Origin of the sequence: Reyranella soli (assembly GCF_007992495.1) — a bacterium.
GTDB lineage: Bacteria > Pseudomonadota > Alphaproteobacteria > Reyranellales > Reyranellaceae > Reyranella > Reyranella soli.
Map to the genome: position 1 here is coordinate 1 of NZ_BKAJ01000193.1, position 19,125 is coordinate 19,125.

The window sequence follows — 19,125 nt, forward strand, 5'->3', positions numbered from 1 at the left end:
TCATGAGCGCGCAGGATGCGCGCGGTCCGGAAGAAAAGGACTAAAAAAGCACGACGCCTTCCAGTGCCAACAGCTGCCGCTTGGTCGGCAATCCCTTGCCGCCGGAGAAGCCACCTTCGTTGCGGCCGCTGCCCAGCACGCGATGGCAGGGCTGGATGATGGGGATCGGGTTGCGGCCGCAGGCCATGCCGATCGGTCGCGGGCCCGTGCCCAACGCCATCGCCAGTCCGCCGTAAGTCGCGGTCTCGCCGTAGGGGATGTTGCACATGGCGGCCCACACGCGCTTCTGGAAATCGGTGCCGTGGGCGGCGAGCGGCAGGTCGAAGCGCTCGAGCTTCTTGGCAAAGTAACGGTCGAGCTGACGCGCCGCTTCCTTCAGGATCGGGCTGGTCGACTTGTCGCACGTTTGCTCACCGGAGCTGGCCCACCGCACGGCGGTCACGGCGTCGTGATCCGCCTCGATGGCCAACCGGCCGACCGGGCTGTCGACGTAACAAATCGTCATGAACCGAGCGTAGCGTCGGCCGCCGGCTTTTGCCAATGTAGGAGCCAGGATGCGTGGGGGAGAAAGAGAGCGTCGGTGACGTCGCGAATCACAAGACGCGGTCTGCTCGGTGGTGCTGCGGCACTGGCGCCGGCGATGGCGCTCGCCCAGCAGCAACCGTCGCCACCGCCGCGACCGGCCCCGCCGCCGCGCCAACCGCCGCCGCGTCCGCCAGTCGCCGATACCGGTCCCGTCGTGATCTTCGTGCATGGCAACGGCGATTCGAGCGCGCTCTGGATCAACAACTTCTGGCGTTTCGAGGCCAACGGCTTCAAGCGCAACCAGCTCTTCGCCATCGACTTCGCCTATCCCAACGCGCGACGCGAGGATGCCAAGCCCGAATTCTTCCGTTCCTCGGCCGAGGAGCAGATGAAGGAGCTCGCCGCCTTCGTTGAGCAGGTGCTGAAGACGACGAACCGGCGCAAGGTGGCGCTGGTCGGCTCTTCGCGCGGCGGCAACGCCATCCGGTCGTTCCTGAAGAATGGCGGCGGCGCGCAGTTCGTGAGCCATGCGGTGCTGTGCGGCACGCCCAACAAGGGCATCATCAATTCCGACAGCGGCCTCGGCGCGGTGCTGGTCGGCAGCGAGTTCAACGGCGCCTACAGCTTCCTCAAGGATCTCAACGCCGGGCCGGACGATCTCATCCCCGGCGTCGAGATGATGGCGATTCGCTCCGACACCAACGACAAGTACTCGCAGCCCGACGGCCGCTTCGTCGGCGCGCCGGGCAAGCCCACGGGCGTGAGCTACGACTCTTCCGAGCTGCGCGGCGCCAAGAACGTCATCCTCGACGGCCTCGACCATCGCGAGGTGGCGTTCAACAAGTTGGCCTTCGGCGCCATGTTCGAGTTCATCACCGGCAAGCCGCCCGGCAACCTGTTCATCACCCAGGAGCCATTGCCAGTGCTGAACGGCAAGGTGACCGGCGTCTCCGACGGCGGCGTCTACACCAACCTTCCCGTGGCCGAGGCCGAGGTCGAGATCTTCGAAGTCGACGTCAAGACCGGCGAGCGCAAGACGACCACGCCGGCGCATCGCAAGGTGACCGGCAAGGACGGCGTGTGGGGTCCGTTCATCGGCAAGTCGGACGCCTACTACGAGTTCGTGCTGCACATGGCGGCGCAACCCATCACCCACACCTATCGCTCGCCGTTCCTGCGCTCGAGCGACGTGGTGCATCTCAGGCCCGGCGTCTTCGCCAAGGGCGACGAGCAGGCGGCGGCCGTCGTCACCATGAGCCGGCCCAGAGGCTATTTCGGCATCGGCCGCGACAAGTTCAGCCTCGACGGCAAGGTGCCGCCCGGCATCAACGACGGCGTGCCCGGCGCCTCGACCGGCAAGCTCGCCTTCGAGCCCGGCCCGCGCACCGTGCTGGCGGTGTTCAACAACGAGACCATCCCGGCCCGCACCTGGCCGGTGAAGGAAAACCACCTGGTGGTGGCCGAGTTTTTGAATTGATTTGCATCCCCACCGTCATGACGTGGGCAATGACCGACGACGACATCGCCCGTATCACGGCCGAGCATCTGATCGCGACGCCGCTCGAGCCCGCCGACCTCCTGTTCGTGTTCGGTCAGCGCCGCGGCGAGCAGGAGATCATCGCGGCTGCGGTCGACCTCTGGCAGCGCGGCCTGTTCCGCCACGCCATCGTGAGCGGCGGCGCAACGCAAGGTAACCCGCGCACCGAGTGTTCCGTCATCAAGGAGGGCATGGTGGCGGGCGGCGTGCCGGCCGACCTGATCCTCGAAGAGCATCGCGCCACCAACACCGGCGAGAACGTCATCTTCTCCCTGCCAGTGATCGACGCGGCGCTCGGCCGTCACACCATCAAGAGCGTGATCTGCCTCGGCAAGATCTGCACGGCGCGGCGCTATCCGATGACCTTGCAGCGCCACTGGCCCGAGGTCGCCAAGATGCTGGTGACGGTCAATCCCTACGGCGCGCCGGTCGAGCGCTGGCACACCGACCCGCTGTTCCGCGAGCGCGTGCTGGCCGAATGGCACAAAATTGCACTCTACAAGGCGCAGGGCTTCATCGCCGACTGGTCACCAGGCTAGAGGCGCTGATTCTACGAATCCGCCAGGATCAGCTGGCAGGAGCAGGCCATCGAGCGCGCCCGCTTTCGTGCGCCCTACTTCTCGATCAAGCTCGACGAGTGCGACGACCTCTTCCCCGAGCGTCGCTTTCCATAGTCACCACGTGAACCGCAGCCCGACCGTTCCCGCGAGGGCCTGGCCGCGGCCCGACAGCTCGACATTGCCGTTGGCGAACAGCGAGGTCTGGCTGCCCAGCATGTACTTCACGCCCATGTCGATGCGGGCCGCATCGCTGGCGGCGCGCGCGCCGTCGACGGTGAAGCTGGTGCCGGGCAGCACCTGGAAGCCCGCCGTCACGCTGCGCGCGGTCAGGAACTCGTGCACCCACGACGCGCGCACCCAGGCGGTGAGCGGCCGGCCGCTGATCTCGGTCTGGGCATCGACCTGCGCGCCGAGGAACGACGGCAGCGAGGTCGTGGCCTGCGGCTGGTAGGTCAGGCCGAACACCCCCGAGCCGCCGCTCTGCGCCGAGCTGGTCTCGGTCAGGCCGGGCGTCCAGAGCTGCGCCGGCTGCAGGGCGACGAACGGCGTGACCGCGACCTGGCCGCCGGTCACCTCGCTGACGTTGAACGGCCGGCCGAACTCGACGCGGCCGGCGATCTGGCTGGAGACGCCCGAGGATCTCTCGGTCTCGGTCGTGCCGATGCCGGTGACGACGCGCGTGGCGTTGCCGTCGAAGCGGCTGTAGGCGATCGCGCCATTGAGATAGAAGCCCGACCAGTCGTAGGCGCCGTAGAGGCCGACATGCGTGCCGGTTGCCCGGCCCGTCGCGTTGTTGGTCGGCATCCAATAGGTGTTGTCGCTGAGGCCGACCGCGAGGCCGACCAGCGCGTTGGGCGCGAGGCGATAGTCGGCGCCGAACGCACCGCCCGCGACGCTGGCCTGCGAGGCCGGCGCTCCCGTCACCGAATCGGCGTTGAGCCACTGCGTGCCGGCGAAGCCGTTGGCCCACACCGCCCAGTTCGACGGCGGCTCACAGGTGTTGGCTTCGGCCTTGGCCGTGCAGGGCGCTTGCGCCAGCTCCTCGGCGCGGCGCGTGGCCGAGCGGCCGCTCATCAGGTTGGTGAACTGTGCGCCAGCGGCGAAGGCCGCGGTCTGGCTGAGGCTGGCGCTGTCGCCCGAGAGCTGGGACAGGGCCGCCGGGATCTGGCTCGACGGCAGGTTGAACAGCGCCGGCATGGCGCTGAGGCCGCCGCCGGCGTTGAAGGTGCTGTCGAGCGCGCGGCCGACCGAAATCTGGTCGCCGCCCAGGCCCGAGGTGTTGGCGAAGCCCGACGTGAGATTGAGCGTCACGTTGTTCGCGCCGTAGCTCAGGCTGGCGCTGAGGAACCCGGGCAGGTTCTGTGTCGCGAGCGTGCTGAACGTGCCGGTATAGCCGCCGGTGGCCGAGAGCAATGTATAGCTCGTGCCCAGCGTGCCCGGCTGGAAGTTCGCCAGCGCCGTGCCGTTCAGGCGTGCCGCGCCGTTCACCTGCAGGCTGTCCGACGTCGTCGGACCGACGCGCAGCGCCAGGATGCCGCCCGAGGTCTGGGCGTACACGCCGCTGACCGCGTGGGTGACGCCCGAGCCCACGGCGCTGATGCCCATCCAGCCGCTGTTCTGGAAGCGCGTGAACTGTCCGCCTCCGACCATGACCTGGCCGTCGATGGTGCCATAGTTGACGATGGTCGGGGACGACGCCGTGGGCCCGGTCCCCAGCGCAACCGCGCCGCTGGTCGCGGCCACCACGCCGGTGTTGATGAACGAGCCGAGAGTGCCGTTGATCTGCACCGCCGTGGACCCGGTGCCGCTGGCGACGACAGTGCCGCGGTTGTCGATCACGCCGAAGGTGCCCGAGGCGATGCCCGTGCTGGCCGGCGCGCTCGCCACGACCGTGCCGGTGTTGAGGACGTCGTCGCCGTTGGTCGCCGAAATGGCCGTGGCGCCGGTGGTGTTGGCGATCAGCGTGCCGCTATTGGTCACCGGATTGTAGAAGCCGGCGACGGTCGCGATGTAGGCTTTGACGGTGCCGCCGAACGTGACGATGCCGATCACCTTGTCGGCGTAGACCGAGTTGCCCGTGGGGTTTGTCCCTCCAGGCACGGTGACCTCGGTCCAGGTGGCGACACCTGTCGAATCGACGTGCACCGCCCAGGTATGCAAGCCACCGCCCACGTCGAGCGAGTTTGCGACCAGGTTGTATTCGCCGGCGCGGCCGCCGGCGCTGATGCCCTCGAAGTGTGTGGCGACGGTCGCACCGGGCGCGTCGTACTGCGTGTACACGCCGGTGGTCTGGTTCAGGATGTAGGCATGGCCCAGGCCACCGGGACCGGGATCGGTGTAGCCGCCGGCGATGGCGTTGCCCCAGACGCCGTAGGCCGACGTGCTGACCGCCCCCGGCTTGGTGTAGGTCGAGAAGGTGTTGGTCGCCCCGTTGAAGATGAAGGCGCTGCCGGCCGGCGTGGTGGTGTTGAAGTTGCCGACAACCAGGTTGCCGAACTGGCTGTGGGCGATGGTGTTGGCGGCGCCGGGCACGTTGATCGTGGTGTATTGCTGGCCCGGCGCGGCGGCGCTGTCGAAGGTGTAGCTGCTGTCGGGCTGGCCGGCGGCCGGGATGAAGGTGCCGGTGACTTTCAGGATGCCGCCCAGCTCGCCGAAGGTCGGGCCGTAGGGTTGGCCGCTGATCGCGCCGGGATAGTTGGAGCCATTGGCCGTCGCTTGCGGCAGCGGATAGAAGGTGCCGGTCGACAGGCGATAGAGCAGCCCGCCGGTGCCGCCCGTGAAATTATAGCTCGCCGTCATGTTGTCGCCGCGCAGGCCGGTGGCGCCGGTGGTCTGGGCGTTCTGGTATTGGATCACTTGAACGCTGGTCTGCGCCTTGGCCGTCGTCGACAGCGCGACGACCACCGGCACGGCGTACACAGTGCCGAGCAGGGCCGCTTTGATTGCCTTCATCGTCTCCCCCGATGATGTCTAAACGCCGAGAACTCCCGAGTGAGGGACAGTCCGATCGCGTTGAGGCTGATGGTGCATGGAGAGGCACGCCGCGGCCGCTGGCACGGTGCTTTCCGTGTCCTGGGTATTCCCCAATGCCGATCGCCTATCCGACCGGCCGCAAATCAAAGCAAGCGCCGTCTTGTACACTGCGGCTCTCCCCAAGAATTAATCTAGCACGAACGCTGTCGCTTTAGACGGAGAAACGCGCGCAGCGCTCACGTTTTCGCATCCACATCGGTGCGGATGAGGGGATGACGGCGATCTACTGCAACTAACGCGCGTTACTTGCAGTACGAGGATTTGAAATTGCAGTTCTTCGCTCGGCGCTTCGCTACCAGACGAAGCGCAAGCCGATCGTGCCGCCGATCGTCTGGCCGCGGTCCGACAGCTCGGCGCCGCCGTTGGCGAACAGGAAGGTCTGCTCGCCCAGCGCGTACTTCACGCCCATGTCGATGCGAGCGGCATTGTACGCGGCCTTCGCGCCGTCGACGGTGAAGGTGGCGCCCGGCAGAACGGTGAAGCCCGCCGTGACGTTGCGGTTGGGCAGGAACTCGTGCACCCAGGCGGCACGCACCCAGGCCGAGACCGGCCGCGACTTGATCTCGGTTGCTGCATCGAACTGCGCGCCGAGGAACAAGGGCAGCGAGGTCGTGCTCTGCGGCTGGTAGGAGAGCGCGAACATGCCGGGCGCGCCCGACGCCGTCACGCTCGTTTCGCTGTAGCCCGGCGTCCACAGCTAGACCGGCTGCAGGGCGGCGAAGGGCGTGACGCTGTAGCGGCTGGGCTCGTCGGGATTGAGCACGAACGGCCGGCCCACCTCGACGCGGCCGGCGAGCTGGTTGGCGATGACATTCGACTTCGCCGTCTCGGTCGTGCCGACGCCCGCGATGGGGCGAGTCGAGTTGCCGTCGAAGCGGCTGTAGGCGGCAGTGGCGTTGAGATAGAAGCTGTCCCACTCCTGGCTGCCGTAGAGGCCGACATGGAAGCCGGTGGCGCGGCCGTTGGCGCCGGTGGCGCCCACCCAGTAGCTCGAATCGCTCAAGCCCACGGCGATGCCGAGCAGTGTGTTGGGGCCGATGCGATAGTCGCCGCCGAAGGCGCCGCCCAGGATGCCCTGCTGCGCTGCCGGTGCGGCCGTGCCGGACTCGGCGTTGAGCCACTGCTGGCTGCCGAAGCCGTTGCCCCAGGCGCTCCAGTTCGGCGCGGGATCACAGGCCTGCACCTCGCCGCTACCGCAGCCTGCGGCGAGCTCGGCCGACTGCGCGCTGCTCTGGGGCGCGCTCTGCTGGCGCGTCGCCGCGCGGTTCGACAGCAGCAAGGCGAACTGGCCGCCCGCCATCATCGACGAGGAGATGCCGACGCTGGCGTTGCTGCCCGACAGCACGGTCAGCGCCTGGCCGACCTGGCTGCCCGACAGCCCGTACAGGCTCGACACCAGGTTCAGCCCGCTGCCTGAGTTGAAGGCATAGTCGAGCACGTTGGCGACGGATTTCTGGTTGCCCGTGACGCCGGCCAGCTGCGCCATGTTCGACTGCAGGCTCATCGTCACGCTGTTGGCGCTGTAGCCCAGGTTGGCCGACAGGAAGGCCGGCAGGTTCTGCGTCGCGAGCGAGCTGAAGGTGCCGGTGAGGCCGCCTGTCGCCGTCAGGAGCGTATAGGTGCTGGGGCTGTAGGTGCCGGGCTGGAACACCGCCTGGGCCGTGCCGGCGAGCCGCGCCACACCGTTGACCACGAGCTGGTCGGAGACGCCGCCCGGCGCGACGCGAAGCGACAAGGTGCCGGCCGAGGTCTGGGCGAAGGTGCCGCTGATCTGGTGGGTGACGCCGGCGCCCGCCGCCGTGATGCCCATCCAGCCGCTGTTCTCGAAGCGCACGTACGGCCCGGCATTGACCACGACCTGGCCGTTGATCGTGCCGGTGTTGAACACCAGGCTGCCGGATGCCGTCGAATCGGCCAGGATCGCGGCGGTGCCGGGCGCGGCGTTGATCGTGCCGTAGTTCAAAAGCGAGCTGAAGCTGCCGCTCATCACCACGCCGCTGCTGCCGGCGCCGCTGACGGAGATCGTGCCGTTGTTGGTGACGACGCCGTAGGTGTTGATGTTGATGGCGACGCTGCCCACGCCGGTCGTCGTCACCGTGCCGTTGTTGACGATGTCGTCGCCCTGGATGCCCTGCAGCGCCGTCGCCCCCGGCGTGCCGATCGACAGCGGGCCGTTGTTGGTGATCGGATTGTAGATGCCGGGAATGGTGGTGATGAAGGCGCTGGTCACGCCGTTCAGGACGTAGACACCGATCGCGGTGTTGCCGTAGATCGAGTTGGCCGAGGTCGTGCTGGCGCCCGGCACGGCGAGCGGGATCCAGGTCGCCGCCCCGTTCGCGTCGATATGGACGACCCAGGCGCTGACGACGCCGTTGGCGTCAACCGAATCGGCCACCAGGTTGTAGGTGTTGGAGCGGCCACCGCCGGTGATGCCCTCGAAATGCGTGACCACGGGGGCGGCGCCGGGCGCGTCGTAGTCGGTGTAGACGCCGGTGTCCTGGTTGAGGATGTAGGCGCGCGACAGGCCCGGCCCGAGGCTCGAGCCGCCGGCGATGCGGTTGCCGTAGACGCCGTAGGCGGTGGTGCTGGTGTAGGGGCCGGGCCGGTTGATCGTCGTCATCGTGCCGGTGGCGATATTGTAGAGGAAGGCGTTGCCGACGTTGGCGTTGCCGATGTCCCAGTTGCCGACGAGCTGATTGCCGAAGGTCGAATGGCCGATCGTGTTGAAGGCGCCAGGGCCGCCGATCAGGGTCGTGAGCTGCTGGCCAGGCGCGTTGGCGCCGTCGAAAAGATAGCCGAGATCGCCGCTGCCGTTGGCCGTTGTCTTGTAGCTGCCGGTGCCGCGCATGATGCCGCTGGCCGAGCCGAAGCTCAGCCCGTAGGGCGTGTTGGTGGTGGCGCCGGTGAAGTTGACGGGTGGGGCCGAGGCGTTGGGGTAGGGCGCCGGGGTGAGCGATGGCAAGGTGTAGAGCACGCCGGCTGTGGCACCGCCGGTACCGGTGGTAAAGTCGCCCGTCATGCCGTTGCCGCGAATGCCGGTGACCGTGGTCACCACGCTGCCGGGGTTGCCGAAGGTCGTGTAGTTGAGTGCCTGAGCCAGCGCTGCCGTGGAGACAGCACAAAGCAGCGGTGCGGCCAGCCAGGCTGCCACGCGAATCCTGCCGATACCGATGACCATCTACTCCCCCACGCAACGCGTCCGTTTCAGGCTTCTTCTTCGCGTGTCAGTGTAACAGAAGGTGCAGGAAACCTGCAGCCTATTACCGTCATCTCTCCACTTCGGACGCTATTTCTCGTACGTGTACCTGAAGTCGCAGTGGCTGGCGCCCTGCATGATGGTCTGCGTGCGCTTGAGCTTGAGCTTGGGGTCGTAGCCCTCGCAGAACGCACCGTCACGGTTGCACGACAGCAGATGGCCGATCTCGCCCAGGCCCATCGCCTTGTACGTCTCGGCGTAGCGGCAGCGTACGACGTTGAAGGTGAAGGCCTCCTCGCCCTGCTCCTTGACCTCGATCTCGAGCGCGCCGCCCTTGGTCCAGAGCGGCATCACGTCCTGGAACGCCTTCAGCGACGTGCCGCCCGGCGCCGCCGCCGCAAATGCGCGCGCCTGCTCGATGGCCGAGCGGCGCACCGATTCGGCAATCGTCTTCCTGGCGACCTCCTCGCCGTGACTCTCCTTCAGGGTGAGGTAGACCTCCTTCAGGATCTCGGCCTCGATCCGGCGCTTCTCCAGCATGGAGAGGCCTTCAGGATGGGCGGAAACGGCAGGGCTCTGGCTCATGGCTGGCTCGCTGGTTCGGCGAAGAGGGCAACGACGCGTGCCCGACTCTACTACGCCGGAAAAGCCGAGTATGCAGCGAGGGGGGAGCGCATTAAGGTCGCCCGCGATGGACACCCGAGCGACAGCCTCGACGGTACTGGGCGGCACCATCAGCGCATGGCTGGCCGAGCAGGCGCTGCTCGATTCCGAGCCGGCGGCGCTCTATGCCGCCCTGTGTCAGCGCCTGCGCGCCGTCGGCTTTCCGATTTTGCGCGGCCAGGTCGGCTTCCGGATACTCCACCCTCTCTATGACGCCAGCGCCATAAGCTGGACGGCCGACAAGGGCACCGTGGTCAGCCTCTTCCGCCCCGATGACGTCACGGGTCAGGAACGATTCGATCGCAGTCCCTTCGGCCATGCCCTGGCCCACCGCCTGCCTGTCCTGCGCCGCCGCCTGACCGGCGAGACGGCCCTGTTCGATTTTACGGAGCTCGAGGAGTTCCGCGCCGTGGGCGGCACCGACTATGTCGTGTTCCTCGTCGCCTTCGAGAGCGCGGCGCGCACCGGCGTCATCTGTTCGTGGCTCGCCGACCGCGCCCTGGGCTTCACTGACGACGAGATCGTGCAGCTCCAGCGCATCACCCGCGAGCTCGGCATCGCGATGAAGTCGCGGATCGAGCGCAGCGTCGCGCACAACGTCGCCCATGCCTACCTTGGCAAACGCGCCGGCGATGCCGTGCTCAACGGATCGATCCGGCGCGGCGACGGCGAGAAGATCACGGCGGCGCTGTGGTACAGCGACCTGCGCCAATCGACGACGCTGGCCGACCGGCTATCGGCCGATGACTTTCTCAACCTCCTCGGCCGCTATTTCGAGATGACGGCGTCGGCCGTGCTCGACGCGGGCGGCGAGGTCGTCTCGCTGATCGGCGATGCGGTGCTGGGGCTGTTCCGGGTCGAGGCGCAGCCGGAGGAGGCCTGTCGTCGCGCGCTCGCCGCCGCTCACGAGGCGCGCCGTCGGCTGGGCGCGACCGATCCATCGACCAACCTGCCCCTCGACTTCGGCATCGCGCTCCATCTCGGCCAGGTCATCCACGGCAATGTCGGCGTGCCCGAGCGCCTGCAGTTCACCGTGGTCGGCTCGGCAGTGAACGAGGTCGTCCGCGTGCAGGACCTGACCAAGCAGCTCGCCTGTCCGGTGCTGGCGACGGCGCCTTTCGCCGCCGCCGTCGCCGGTCCCTGGCGCCCTGTCGGCGAGCACGTGCTGCGCGGGCTCGATACGCCGATGCCCATCCTGGCCGTGGCCGCGTCGTAGCGGCATTCCTGCAGGCGCACCGCATCGCTCGGCCAGCCGTTGCCGGCCGTGGCGGATGCTCGCTATAGTAGTGCAGGGGGGACAGGATGACGCTGAAATCATTGGCTTGCATTGCCGCCCTTGGCATCGCCCTGGGGGCCTGCGCCAGCTCTGGCAACGACGTGCTGCGCCAGCAGGATGCCAACACCGTCAACCAGCTCATCATCGACGGCCGCACCACGCGCGCCGACGTCGAGCGCATCTACGGGCCGCCCAGCACCACATCCTTCGCCGACGCCCAGAACGAGATCTGGACCTACCGCTGGGCGCGAGCCACGGCCAAGGGAGAGAACTTCATCCCCTATGTCGGCGCCTTCGTCGGCGGCCAGGACGTTCAGAAGAAGGAGCTGGTCATCCTGTTCAACGCGCAGAACGTGGTGGTGCGCCACTCCATGCGCGAGACCAACGAGGCGGTGCGCCGCAACCTCGCCTCCTCGAGCAGCACGACCGGCAACACGCCGCAGATCTCGACCTCGCCCGCGCCGTCGACCGAGGCCGCAGCGGCGCCGGCCGCCGCACCCACCGCGCCGGCACCCGCTGCTCCGGCACCTGCCGCGCCGGCGCCCAAGCCCGCCCGGGCGCCCGCGCCCGTCGTTGCGTCGGCACCCGCCGGCCCCGCGCCGACCCTGGCCTCGATCGAGCCCGGCCGCTGGACCTGCGGCATGCTGAACGGCTCCGACCGGCGCTATTCCATCAGTTTCGTGGTCGCCGCCGACCGCTCGATCACCGTGGTGAACTACGCCAATGCGCCGGCCACCGTCGTGAAGACCAGCCCGCTCACCTTCACCGCGGTCAACCCGCGCGGCGACCGGCTCACGACCTTCACGCTCAGGCCGGACAACAGCCTCGTGATCACGGGCCCCTTCCTCAACACCCCGGCCAACACCTTCTTCGACCAGGGCAGCTGCGTCCGGTCGGGCAACGCCTGACCCCTGGCGCCGGACCCTTGACATCGGGGGCCCGCGATGAAATATGCGCCCACCATGATGCCGTTCGCTCCCCTCCGGTCGCGACGCCGCCGCTTTTCGAAGCGGTGTAAAGACGCGCGCGCGTAACAAACGCGCCGTATCGAAGCCGCTGGAGAGATCAGGCGGCTTCCATCCCTTCCTTCTTCTCCAGTCGGCCCCTCCCAAGGCCTAAAAGTTTGCGAGAGAGAAGACCATGACCAGCAACAAGACCTACGCCAACAGGACGAAAATTTTCATCGACGGCCAGCACGGCACCACTGGCTTGCAGATCCTCGACCGGTTGAAGGACCGGCCGGACATCGAGCTGCTCGAGCTGCCGATGGCCGACCGCAAGGACCTCGGCAAGCGCGCCGAGATCGCCAAGGCGGCCGACATCGCCGTGCTCTGCCTGCCCGACGCCGCGGCCAAGGAGCTGGTGGCGGCCCTGGGCGACGCCGACACCGTGGTGATCGACGCCAGCACCGCCCATCGCGTGGCCGATGGCTGGACCTACGGCTTCCCCGAGATGGCCAAGGACCATCGCCAGAAGCTGCTCGATTCCAACCGCATCTCCAACCCAGGCTGCTATCCGACCGGCGCCATCGCCATCCTGCGGCCACTGGTCGATGCCGGCATCGTGCGCGCCGACAGCACGCCCGCGGTGTTCGGCGTCTCGGGCTACACCGGCGGTGGCAAGGAGCTGATCGCCGTCCACGAGCAGCCCGGCGTCGAGCCGTTCGGCCTCTATGGGCTGGAGCTGACGCACAAGCATGTGCCGGAGATGAAGAAGTACTCCCATCTCAAGCACGCCCCCATGTTCGTGCCGTCGGTCGGCCACTACGCCCAGGGCATGCTGATCACGGTGCCGATCACGCGCGACATCGTGGCCAGGAAGGTGAGCGCCAAGGACGTGCACAACGTGCTCAGCGACTACTACGCCGGCGAGACCTTCGTGCCGGTGCGGCCGCTCGCCGACCGCAAGTGGCTGGAGCGCGACCGGTTCCTGCGGGCCGACCGGCTGGTCGACACCAACACCATGGAACTCGCCGTCTACGGCAACGAGGCCGAGGAGCAGATCCTGGCCGTGGCCTCGCTCGACAATCTCGGCAAGGGCGCGTCGGGCGCGGCGGTGCAGTGCATCAACCTCAAGACCGGCGTCGACGAGACGACGGGGCTCGCGGTCGCGGCCTGACACGGTCGAAGCCATCGCGCTTCGCGAACGACTTTCGGGAAGAGTTCACCGACAGCGAGAACGAAAGCCGGCGGACGAGCTGATGTCCTGGAAATGACCAGGGCAAGGCTGCCGGCCTTCGTATCGGCCGAGGCCAGTACGGTTCGGCCTGGCAACCATCGGCCCGTGCCGACTGTTGAATGTATGGCACTTCCGGCTTGCCGGAGAGGGGAGGCAGCGCATGTCGATCCGAACCACCGAGACGACGGTGACCTTCCGTCGGCCCTTCACGCTGGCGGCACTCGACGGTGCCCAACCCGCGGGCACCTATCGGCTGGTCGTGGAGGAAGAGCAGATCCCGGGCCTTTCCTTCATCGCGTTCCGGCGGGTGGCCACCCTGCTCCATATGCCGGCCGATTCCGTGCCCGGTGGTACCCGCGAGGTCGTCTCCGTCTTGCCGGACGAGCTTGCCGAGGCCGTGGCGGCCGACGCCGCCTGATGGCCAACCAAGGCCTGGCGCTACCGAACGCCGCCCATATTTCGAGATATCTGCATTTCGACAGCCAGGGTTGCTCACTCCCGGCAGCTCCCCTCGTCGTCAGCGACGTTGAGCGCTTGGGCATCAAGTTCGTCGCGCCTGATCCAATACCGCAGGATTCTGTCGGGTAGTGTAGCCGCCACGAACAGGTAACGATCGCACGCCACTGAAGGCGGCAGAACATCGAAGCGAAGGCTTGTCGGCGCGGTAGGGCAACCCAGACTTTGAAGCTGCTTGGCGTTCATGTCCGCGCGGGTGGCTTCAATTCCCGATTTGGTGACGCAGACCACCGCGTCTGCCTTGATCTTGTTCTCCGGACTTGCAGCCATGATTGCTGAATCGGCCACTACGAGACCGCAGCCGAGTGCGATGCAGATTGAGACGTGCAACAAAGCCGACCGGGGCCTGCGATCAATCACCTAAAGCACGATGCACCCAGGTGGAATCACCTGGATGCATCGCGCCCTGTGAAACAAGCATCACCTGATCGCATTCCGCTCTAGTATCGGTTTTGCGGCGTGCCGATGACGCGGCCGCTCGCATCGACGCGGTTACCCTGCGCGTCGTAGCGGTTGCCGAATTCGTCGCGCGAGGCCGCCTGCGAAGAGACCTGGGGAGCCGGCGTGTCGTACAGGCCCTGGACGGGCATGCGGCGGCCACTGCTGTCGACCTGATAACCCTCGGCATCGACCCGATTGTTGTATTGGTCCATGCGATAGGTCGGGGCCGGCTGGCCTGGATAGGTCGGGGAGGCCGACGGGTAGTACGGGGACGCCTGGCTGGCGATCCGATAGCCGTTGGCGTCGACGCGATAACCCTGGGCATCGACGCGGTTGCCGTTCTGGTCCGTGTAGTAGGCCGGACCCGGCTGAGCTACGCCGTCGCGGTAGGTGCGGGCGTCGACCTCGCGGCTGACACAGCGATCGTAGGACGCCGTCCCGCCAGCGAGGCCGTACGAGCTGCAGGCGCTGCGCGCATCCGCGGTCAACTGGGTGGCAGCGTAGTCGCGGTTCACGCGGCCGGTGGCGCGAGCTTGCTGCTCCCGGGCGACGCACTGGTTGAAGCTCGTCGTGCCGGCGTGGAAGCCGTAGTCGGCGCAGGCCGCGCTGGAGGACTGGTAAGTGTTGCCATAGGCCGGCGCCGCGGCGCCGGGCGCGTTCTGGCTGTAGCTGCCCTGGCACGCGGCCGAGAGCAGGCCGAGCGATATCGTCGCTAGAATCCTAACGCGCATTGAATGGGGTGTTCCTTCCGGGAATGGTCATCGCGTCAACGCGGAGGACACGGGAAAGTTGCATATTTGACGAATAAATCTCGTGCTCACGCCCATCGCAGCTGAGAGCCGTCAACGCGTCGGCAACAGGCATTTTGCCGTCCGATTTGACCAGCTCTGCAACGACGCGCCGGCGCCGGCATTGGCCGTCGTCGACAAAGAAGACCTTCGACTCCTTCGTCAGCAGGCGGCCTCAATCTCGCTCAACATGAGGGCGGCTCGTCCAGCCCATCCTCGTCAGCAGGGCATGCACGTCCTTCCTTACCGGCCCCACTTTTCCGACCACCGCCCGGAGCTGTTCGGGTGTGCAGGCAAAGTGCTCGCACCAGCTGCGCATATCATCCACTTCACCGTCATCTGCCAATTCGATCTCGATCGCATCAGGTGGACCCCGCTTGTTGGGGTAGTGGGCCATCGAGGTCTCCTCCCTGCTCCCGAGAGCGACAGGCATCTGACGCCTTCTGTGACCGCGTGTAATAGCTGCACGCCGCAGGAAGCGCTATGCAACGCCCGGCATTGTGATAGGCCACGCACTCGCTTGTACATGAAACCCTCGGCGCAGCGGCTTAGCCGTAGTGCAGTCACTGCAGTGCGTTCACGCGCCGACCCTGGGTGCGTGCAGGCGGAGACCCGCTCCATGAGGTAGCCCCGTCCTGTGTCGCGATTACAACAGGAGTTGAACATCGTTGCGGCGCTGCAGCTCTTCCAGGTGGCAGGCGTTGGACGCCAAGCAAGGGAGCGTTTGGAGGAGCCTTATGGGTCGGCTGGTGTTGAGCTTGCTGCTGCGCTTGTGCGAGGGCATCGGCCTGCCTCTTGTATGGCCCCCGACGCTGAGCTGGGCATCCGGGAAAGGCCGGGCGCTCTCGTTGAAGGTCTACGCGCCTAGGACTTCCGATGACAAGCGGTCGGCCGGGTGGGTCCGCGCCACGGGTTGGAAATGAACCATGCGTCCGAGTTGGAAGCGGAAGCCCGCAGGAGAAGGAACACTGCCGATCGCGCCCGTCGTCTCGCGCGCCTTGCGTCGTCCCCCCAGGACCAGGTGCAGATGGTGCAGCTTGCCAAGGATCTGGACAGGCAAGCCGCCGAACTGGAGGCGGAAGCGGTTGCATTGCGAACAAGCGTCCGGGTGCCCGACGATTTCGAGGAAAAACCGGACTGACGGCGCCGCGATAACGGACGCTGTCGCCGCGATCGATCATCCAGTCTTGGGCGACGGCGACCGCGATGGCTTCTTTTGTTGGGGCATGCAGCTTGATCGGCAACACCCACCAACGGGGTTCGCCATCTGTCGCGTAGTACAATGCCGTATCAGAAGACGGGCAGTCCTTTCGCTCTGGTCGACCATCAGCCATCTACGCTGGCCGCGCGCGCAAAGAAGACGGCGGGCATTACTGCCCGCCGCTTCCGTACTCGTGCGCGCCTATTCTACTGGATGCGAATCGTGAATCCAGGCGCGTTGTCGTAGATGACCGGCGGCGGAATGATTGCTCGCCCTCGGGACCGCCTGCGTGAGAGAGTGCTCGCGGCGGTCCCGAGGGGAGCGACCGGAGTACGGTACGACTGCTCCGGGGGGGAAAATCAGGCGAACAGCACGGAGAATCTCGTGCAGTCGCCGGCATCGCCGCGATCGATCCGCAGTTCACCGCCGATCTGCTCGGCCAGCGAGGACACCAGGCTCATTCCCAGGCCTTTGCAGGCCCTGGGGTCGAAGCCCTCCGGCAGTTCGGAGCCGTCGTTGCTCACCGACAGGGCATGGCCTTTGCCGGCGGGCGCGAGCGTCACCGTGATTCGCCCCTTGCCGTGCTTGAGCGCGTTGGTGATCAGCTCGTTGACGATGAGGCTGAGCGGGATGCCGATTGTGGTCGGCAGCCTGAGCTCGATCGCTTCGACAACGAGGAACTGATCCGGGCGCTCCTCCGACATCGACATCGTCGAATGGTCGCGACAGAGGCGATCGAGGTATGGCTTGAAGTCGACGGTCGGCGTGCCGTCCATGGAATGGAGATGGTGGTGCAGGCCCGCGATCGCCTGCACACGGTCGGCCGCTATCGACAGGCGCGAAGCGGCCTCGGCATTGGCCTCCCTGCGGCTTTGCAGCGACAGCAGGGCGACGATCATCTGCAGGTTGTTCAACAGCCTGTGATGGCACTCCTCGGTCAACATCTTCTGTTGGCGGATCGAGTTGTCCTTCTGGCGAAGCAGCACCTCGTCGCGGGCGACAGCCTTTCGCAGCTCGCTTTCCGTAACTCTGTGCTCCGCCAGCTCGCGTTCGTAGCTTGCGGCCGTGCGCCGCTCCGTGTCTGCGAAGCCGAGCAGCGAGGAGACACGTGCGCTTAAGGGGACGGTTCCGAGGGGCATGATGCCCTCACTTTCCCAGCCCTTGGGCTGGATCTCTGCCGTCTGAGAGCCGTGGCGGACATCCGCCAGGCTGCATCGATGCTGTTTGAAGCCGTCGCTTTGGGCGATCGTCCGCCGATCTGTTGTCCGGCGCGTCTTTTTGTTTGCGCGAGGGAACCTATTAACGCGCCTGTTTCCCCGAGGAGTCCAGACACAATGTCGGCTACCGGACGGTATATGTCCGGCGGTGGGCATACAGGGTGTCTCATATTGAACAGTGATGGTCCAACTTTGGCCGGCTAACGCACGAATCGCCTCGACTGCGGCATCTGATGGCGCACGCATGCGTTACTTCAGCACGTAGTGAATGCCCTCGGGCGTCCACTCCCCGAAAGAAGCGCGATCTGCCGGAAGATGCCGGCACTGATCGCGCACGATGAAAAGGAACAACACGTTGGCGACCACGCACATGGCTGCGGACGCCCAAGTCAACCGATTGCTCGGTTTGCTGTCGTCCAGCGATTACCGGCGCCTCCAGCCGCATCTTCAACGTGTTCCGCTGGGCTATCGGCAGTCGCTTTATCGCGCGCGCCAGCGGCTTGGCTTCGTCTATTTCATCGAGACCGGCGTCGGTTCGCTCGTCAACACCATGGTCAACGGCCAGGCCGCCGAGGTCGGCACCATCGGCAACGAGGGCGTGGTCGGCCTGCCGCTGCTGCTGGGCGACGACCGCGCGCCGACCAGCGTCTATGTCCAGGTTCCCGGCGCCGGCCTGCGCATGACGGCGGCGCGTTTTAGCGCCGAGCTGGCGCGGAGCGCTTCGATGCGCTTGGTGATGCTGCGCTACGCCCATGCGCTGTTCAACCAGGTCGCGCAGTCGGCGGCGTGCAACCACTTCCATACGCTGGAGCAGCGTTGCTGCCGTTGGATGCTGATGACGCACGACCGCATGCAGTCCGGCGAATTTCTGCTGACCCAGGAGTTCCTCGCCATGATGCTGGGCGTGCAGCGCACCGGCGTATCGGCGGCAGCGGGCACCCTGCAGCGCGCCGGGCTGATCCGCTACAACCGCGGCATCGTCACCATCCTCGATCGCCGCGGCCTGCGGGCGCGCGCCTGCGAGTGCTACGACCTTTCCCGGCGCGAGTTCGATCGCCTGCTCGGCGGTCCACCCCGGCGCTCGGCGCCGCCGCGCCAGCGATGGTCCGGCGATGCTTGATGTCGGCTTGCAGGTGCTCCGGCGCCATCACGTGCTCGGTCGGTTCTGGAAGAGCGCGCGCGGCTTCTGGCACGGCCCCACGGCCCGGCTCGCCTGGGGACTCGTCGCGCTTCTGGTCGTGATCACGGTGCTGCAGCTCCTTATCCAGTACCGCCTCAACCTGTGGAATCGCGACTTCTTCAATGCGCTCGAGCTGCGCGATGGCGGCGAGATCTGGCATCAGACCCATCTGCTGGCGCTGTTCGCGGCGCTCAGCATCGGCCTCGCGGTGACGGCGGTGTGGGGCCGCATGACCTTCCAGCGTTCGTGGCGCGCCTGGGTCAGCCGGCACCTGATTGCCGCCTGGCTGGGCGATGAGCGCTATCGCCGCATCGATCTGTGGAACGGCGAGCACCAGAACGCCGAGTATCGCATCGCCGAGGATGCGCGGCTGGCCACGGACGCGCCGATCGATCTCGTGATCGGCCTGCTCGCCGCGGTGCTGACGGCCGCGACCTTTGTCGTCGTGCTGTGGCACGTCGGCGGCGCCCTTGATGTCGCCGTGCTGGGCGTCGAATTGATCATCCCGGGTTACCTGGTCGTTGCCGCGGTGACCTACGCGGTCCTGACCACCGGCACCCTGATGTTCGTCGGCCGTCGCATGATCGGCATCATCGAGTCGAAGAATCAGGCCGAGTCCGAATTGAAATACGTCGTCTCTCATCTGCGCGAACGCACCGGCGCGCGCATGTCCGCGGCCGACGCCGAAGCGACGGAGGCGGAAGTCGGCTCGTCCTTGCGCGACGTCATGCGGCAATGGCGACACCTGTGCTGGCAATACATGCGGACGACCTATGTCTCCCACGGCAACACCCTGCTGGCGCCGCTGGTCGGA

The 19,125-nt window shown here is 66.8% G+C and carries 16 protein-coding genes and 1 pseudogene; 9 read left to right on the top strand and 8 right to left on the bottom strand.

Annotation, left to right across the window (positions count from 1 at the left end; all coding sequences use genetic code 11):
• Positions 1–40: 40 nt before the first annotated feature.
• Positions 41–505: a methylated-DNA--[protein]-cysteine S-methyltransferase gene (locus tag RSO01_RS40555; protein ID WP_147156295.1), complete on the bottom strand. Its 465-nt coding sequence runs from the start codon at positions 503–505 to the stop codon at positions 41–43.
• 75 nt (positions 506–580) lie between these two features.
• On the opposite strand from RSO01_RS40555, the gene RSO01_RS40560 reads away from it, so the two are divergent.
• Entirely contained in the window at positions 581–2,002 is a 1,422-nt protein-coding gene (locus RSO01_RS40560) for an alpha/beta fold hydrolase (RefSeq protein WP_147156296.1), read from the top strand.
• A gap of 29 nt (positions 2,003–2,031) precedes the next feature.
• Entirely contained in the window at positions 2,032–2,601 is a 570-nt protein-coding gene (locus tag RSO01_RS40565) for a YdcF family protein (protein WP_246159152.1), read from the top strand.
• A gap of 135 nt (positions 2,602–2,736) precedes the next feature.
• Here RSO01_RS40565 and RSO01_RS40570 read toward each other — a convergent pair whose 3' ends face one another.
• The 3 genes and pseudogenes from RSO01_RS40570 to RSO01_RS40585 form a co-directional block, all read right to left on the bottom strand.
• Positions 2,737–5,574: an autotransporter outer membrane beta-barrel domain-containing protein gene (locus RSO01_RS40570; protein WP_147156298.1), complete on the bottom strand. Its 2,838-nt coding sequence runs from the start codon at positions 5,572–5,574 to the stop codon at positions 2,737–2,739.
• Between the two features lie 373 nt (positions 5,575–5,947).
• Positions 5,948–8,833: pseudogene (locus RSO01_RS49810) on the bottom strand (autotransporter outer membrane beta-barrel domain-containing protein).
• 108 nt (positions 8,834–8,941) lie between these two features.
• Positions 8,942–9,436, bottom strand: coding sequence for an L-2-amino-thiazoline-4-carboxylic acid hydrolase (locus tag RSO01_RS40585; RefSeq protein WP_147156301.1), 495 nt, complete (start codon positions 9,434–9,436; stop codon positions 8,942–8,944).
• Between the two features lie 106 nt (positions 9,437–9,542).
• Between RSO01_RS40585 and RSO01_RS40590 the strand changes: the two genes are divergently transcribed.
• From RSO01_RS40590 to RSO01_RS40610, 4 genes are all read left to right on the top strand, one after another.
• Positions 9,543–10,730, top strand: a complete 1,188-nt coding sequence (locus RSO01_RS40590) for an adenylate/guanylate cyclase domain-containing protein (RefSeq protein ID WP_170303734.1) — start codon at positions 9,543–9,545, stop codon at positions 10,728–10,730.
• Between the two features lie 86 nt (positions 10,731–10,816).
• On the top strand, positions 10,817–11,698 hold the full coding sequence (locus RSO01_RS48380; RefSeq protein ID WP_170303735.1) for an SEN1984 family lipoprotein: 882 nt from the start codon (positions 10,817–10,819) through the stop codon (positions 11,696–11,698).
• 232 nt (positions 11,699–11,930) lie between these two features.
• Positions 11,931–12,908, top strand: coding sequence for an N-acetyl-gamma-glutamyl-phosphate reductase (gene argC, locus RSO01_RS40605; RefSeq protein ID WP_147156305.1), 978 nt, complete (start codon positions 11,931–11,933; stop codon positions 12,906–12,908).
• Between the two features lie 220 nt (positions 12,909–13,128).
• The gene (locus RSO01_RS40610; RefSeq protein WP_147156306.1) at positions 13,129–13,386 is read left to right on the top strand and encodes a hypothetical protein; all 258 of its coding nucleotides are present in this window, start codon (positions 13,129–13,131) and stop codon (positions 13,384–13,386) included.
• Between the two features lie 74 nt (positions 13,387–13,460).
• Here RSO01_RS40610 and RSO01_RS40615 read toward each other — a convergent pair whose 3' ends face one another.
• From RSO01_RS40615 to RSO01_RS40625, 3 genes are all read right to left on the bottom strand, one after another.
• Positions 13,461–13,754, bottom strand: coding sequence for a hypothetical protein (locus RSO01_RS40615; RefSeq protein ID WP_147156307.1), 294 nt, complete (start codon positions 13,752–13,754; stop codon positions 13,461–13,463).
• A 170-nt stretch (positions 13,755–13,924) separates the two neighbouring features.
• Entirely contained in the window at positions 13,925–14,656 is a 732-nt protein-coding gene (locus RSO01_RS40620; protein WP_147156308.1) for a hypothetical protein, read from the bottom strand.
• A gap of 232 nt (positions 14,657–14,888) precedes the next feature.
• On the bottom strand, positions 14,889–15,110 hold the full coding sequence (locus RSO01_RS40625; RefSeq protein ID WP_170303736.1) for a DUF3606 domain-containing protein: 222 nt from the start codon (positions 15,108–15,110) through the stop codon (positions 14,889–14,891).
• A gap of 522 nt (positions 15,111–15,632) precedes the next feature.
• Here RSO01_RS40625 and RSO01_RS40630 point away from each other — a divergent pair.
• Positions 15,633–15,854, top strand: a complete 222-nt coding sequence (locus RSO01_RS40630; RefSeq protein ID WP_147156310.1) for a hypothetical protein — start codon at positions 15,633–15,635, stop codon at positions 15,852–15,854.
• A 419-nt stretch (positions 15,855–16,273) separates the two neighbouring features.
• Here RSO01_RS40630 and RSO01_RS40635 read toward each other — a convergent pair whose 3' ends face one another.
• Complete coding sequence (locus tag RSO01_RS40635; RefSeq protein ID WP_170303737.1) at positions 16,274–17,287, bottom strand: sensor histidine kinase; 1,014 nt, start codon at positions 17,285–17,287, stop codon at positions 16,274–16,276.
• Positions 17,288–17,468: 181 nt separating this feature from the next.
• On the opposite strand from RSO01_RS40635, the gene RSO01_RS40640 reads away from it, so the two are divergent.
• Positions 17,469–18,251: a Crp/Fnr family transcriptional regulator gene (locus tag RSO01_RS40640; protein WP_246159153.1), complete on the top strand. Its 783-nt coding sequence runs from the start codon at positions 17,469–17,471 to the stop codon at positions 18,249–18,251.
• Positions 18,244–19,125 (top strand): SbmA/BacA-like family transporter (locus RSO01_RS40645; RefSeq protein WP_147156312.1); only part of this gene is annotated, 882 nt, incomplete at its 3' end. The genes RSO01_RS40640 and RSO01_RS40645, both read left to right, overlap by 8 nt.

Coding starts and splice junctions, on each gene's coding strand:
- RSO01_RS40620 (WP_147156308.1), bottom strand. CDS start 14,656: ATGCGCGTTAGGATTCTAGCGACGATATCGCTCGGCCTGCTCTCGGCC.
- RSO01_RS40640 (WP_246159153.1), top strand. CDS start 17,469: ATGAAAAGGAACAACACGTTGGCGACCACGCACATGGCTGCGGACGCC.
- RSO01_RS40625 (WP_170303736.1), bottom strand. CDS start 15,110: ATGGCCCACTACCCCAACAAGCGGGGTCCACCTGATGCGATCGAGATC.
- RSO01_RS40610 (WP_147156306.1), top strand. CDS start 13,129: ATGTCGATCCGAACCACCGAGACGACGGTGACCTTCCGTCGGCCCTTC.
- RSO01_RS40565 (WP_246159152.1), top strand. CDS start 2,032: ATGACCGACGACGACATCGCCCGTATCACGGCCGAGCATCTGATCGCG.
- RSO01_RS40570 (WP_147156298.1), bottom strand. CDS start 5,574: ATGAAGGCAATCAAAGCGGCCCTGCTCGGCACTGTGTACGCCGTGCCG.
- argC (WP_147156305.1), top strand. CDS start 11,931: ATGACCAGCAACAAGACCTACGCCAACAGGACGAAAATTTTCATCGAC.
- RSO01_RS40615 (WP_147156307.1), bottom strand. CDS start 13,754: ATGGCTGCAAGTCCGGAGAACAAGATCAAGGCAGACGCGGTGGTCTGC.
- RSO01_RS40585 (WP_147156301.1), bottom strand. CDS start 9,436: ATGAGCCAGAGCCCTGCCGTTTCCGCCCATCCTGAAGGCCTCTCCATG.
- RSO01_RS40590 (WP_170303734.1), top strand. CDS start 9,543: ATGGACACCCGAGCGACAGCCTCGACGGTACTGGGCGGCACCATCAGC.
- RSO01_RS40555 (WP_147156295.1), bottom strand. CDS start 505: ATGACGATTTGTTACGTCGACAGCCCGGTCGGCCGGTTGGCCATCGAG.
- RSO01_RS40635 (WP_170303737.1), bottom strand. CDS start 17,287: ATGCCCACCGCCGGACATATACCGTCCGGTAGCCGACATTGTGTCTGG.
- RSO01_RS48380 (WP_170303735.1), top strand. CDS start 10,817: ATGACGCTGAAATCATTGGCTTGCATTGCCGCCCTTGGCATCGCCCTG.
- RSO01_RS40630 (WP_147156310.1), top strand. CDS start 15,633: ATGAACCATGCGTCCGAGTTGGAAGCGGAAGCCCGCAGGAGAAGGAAC.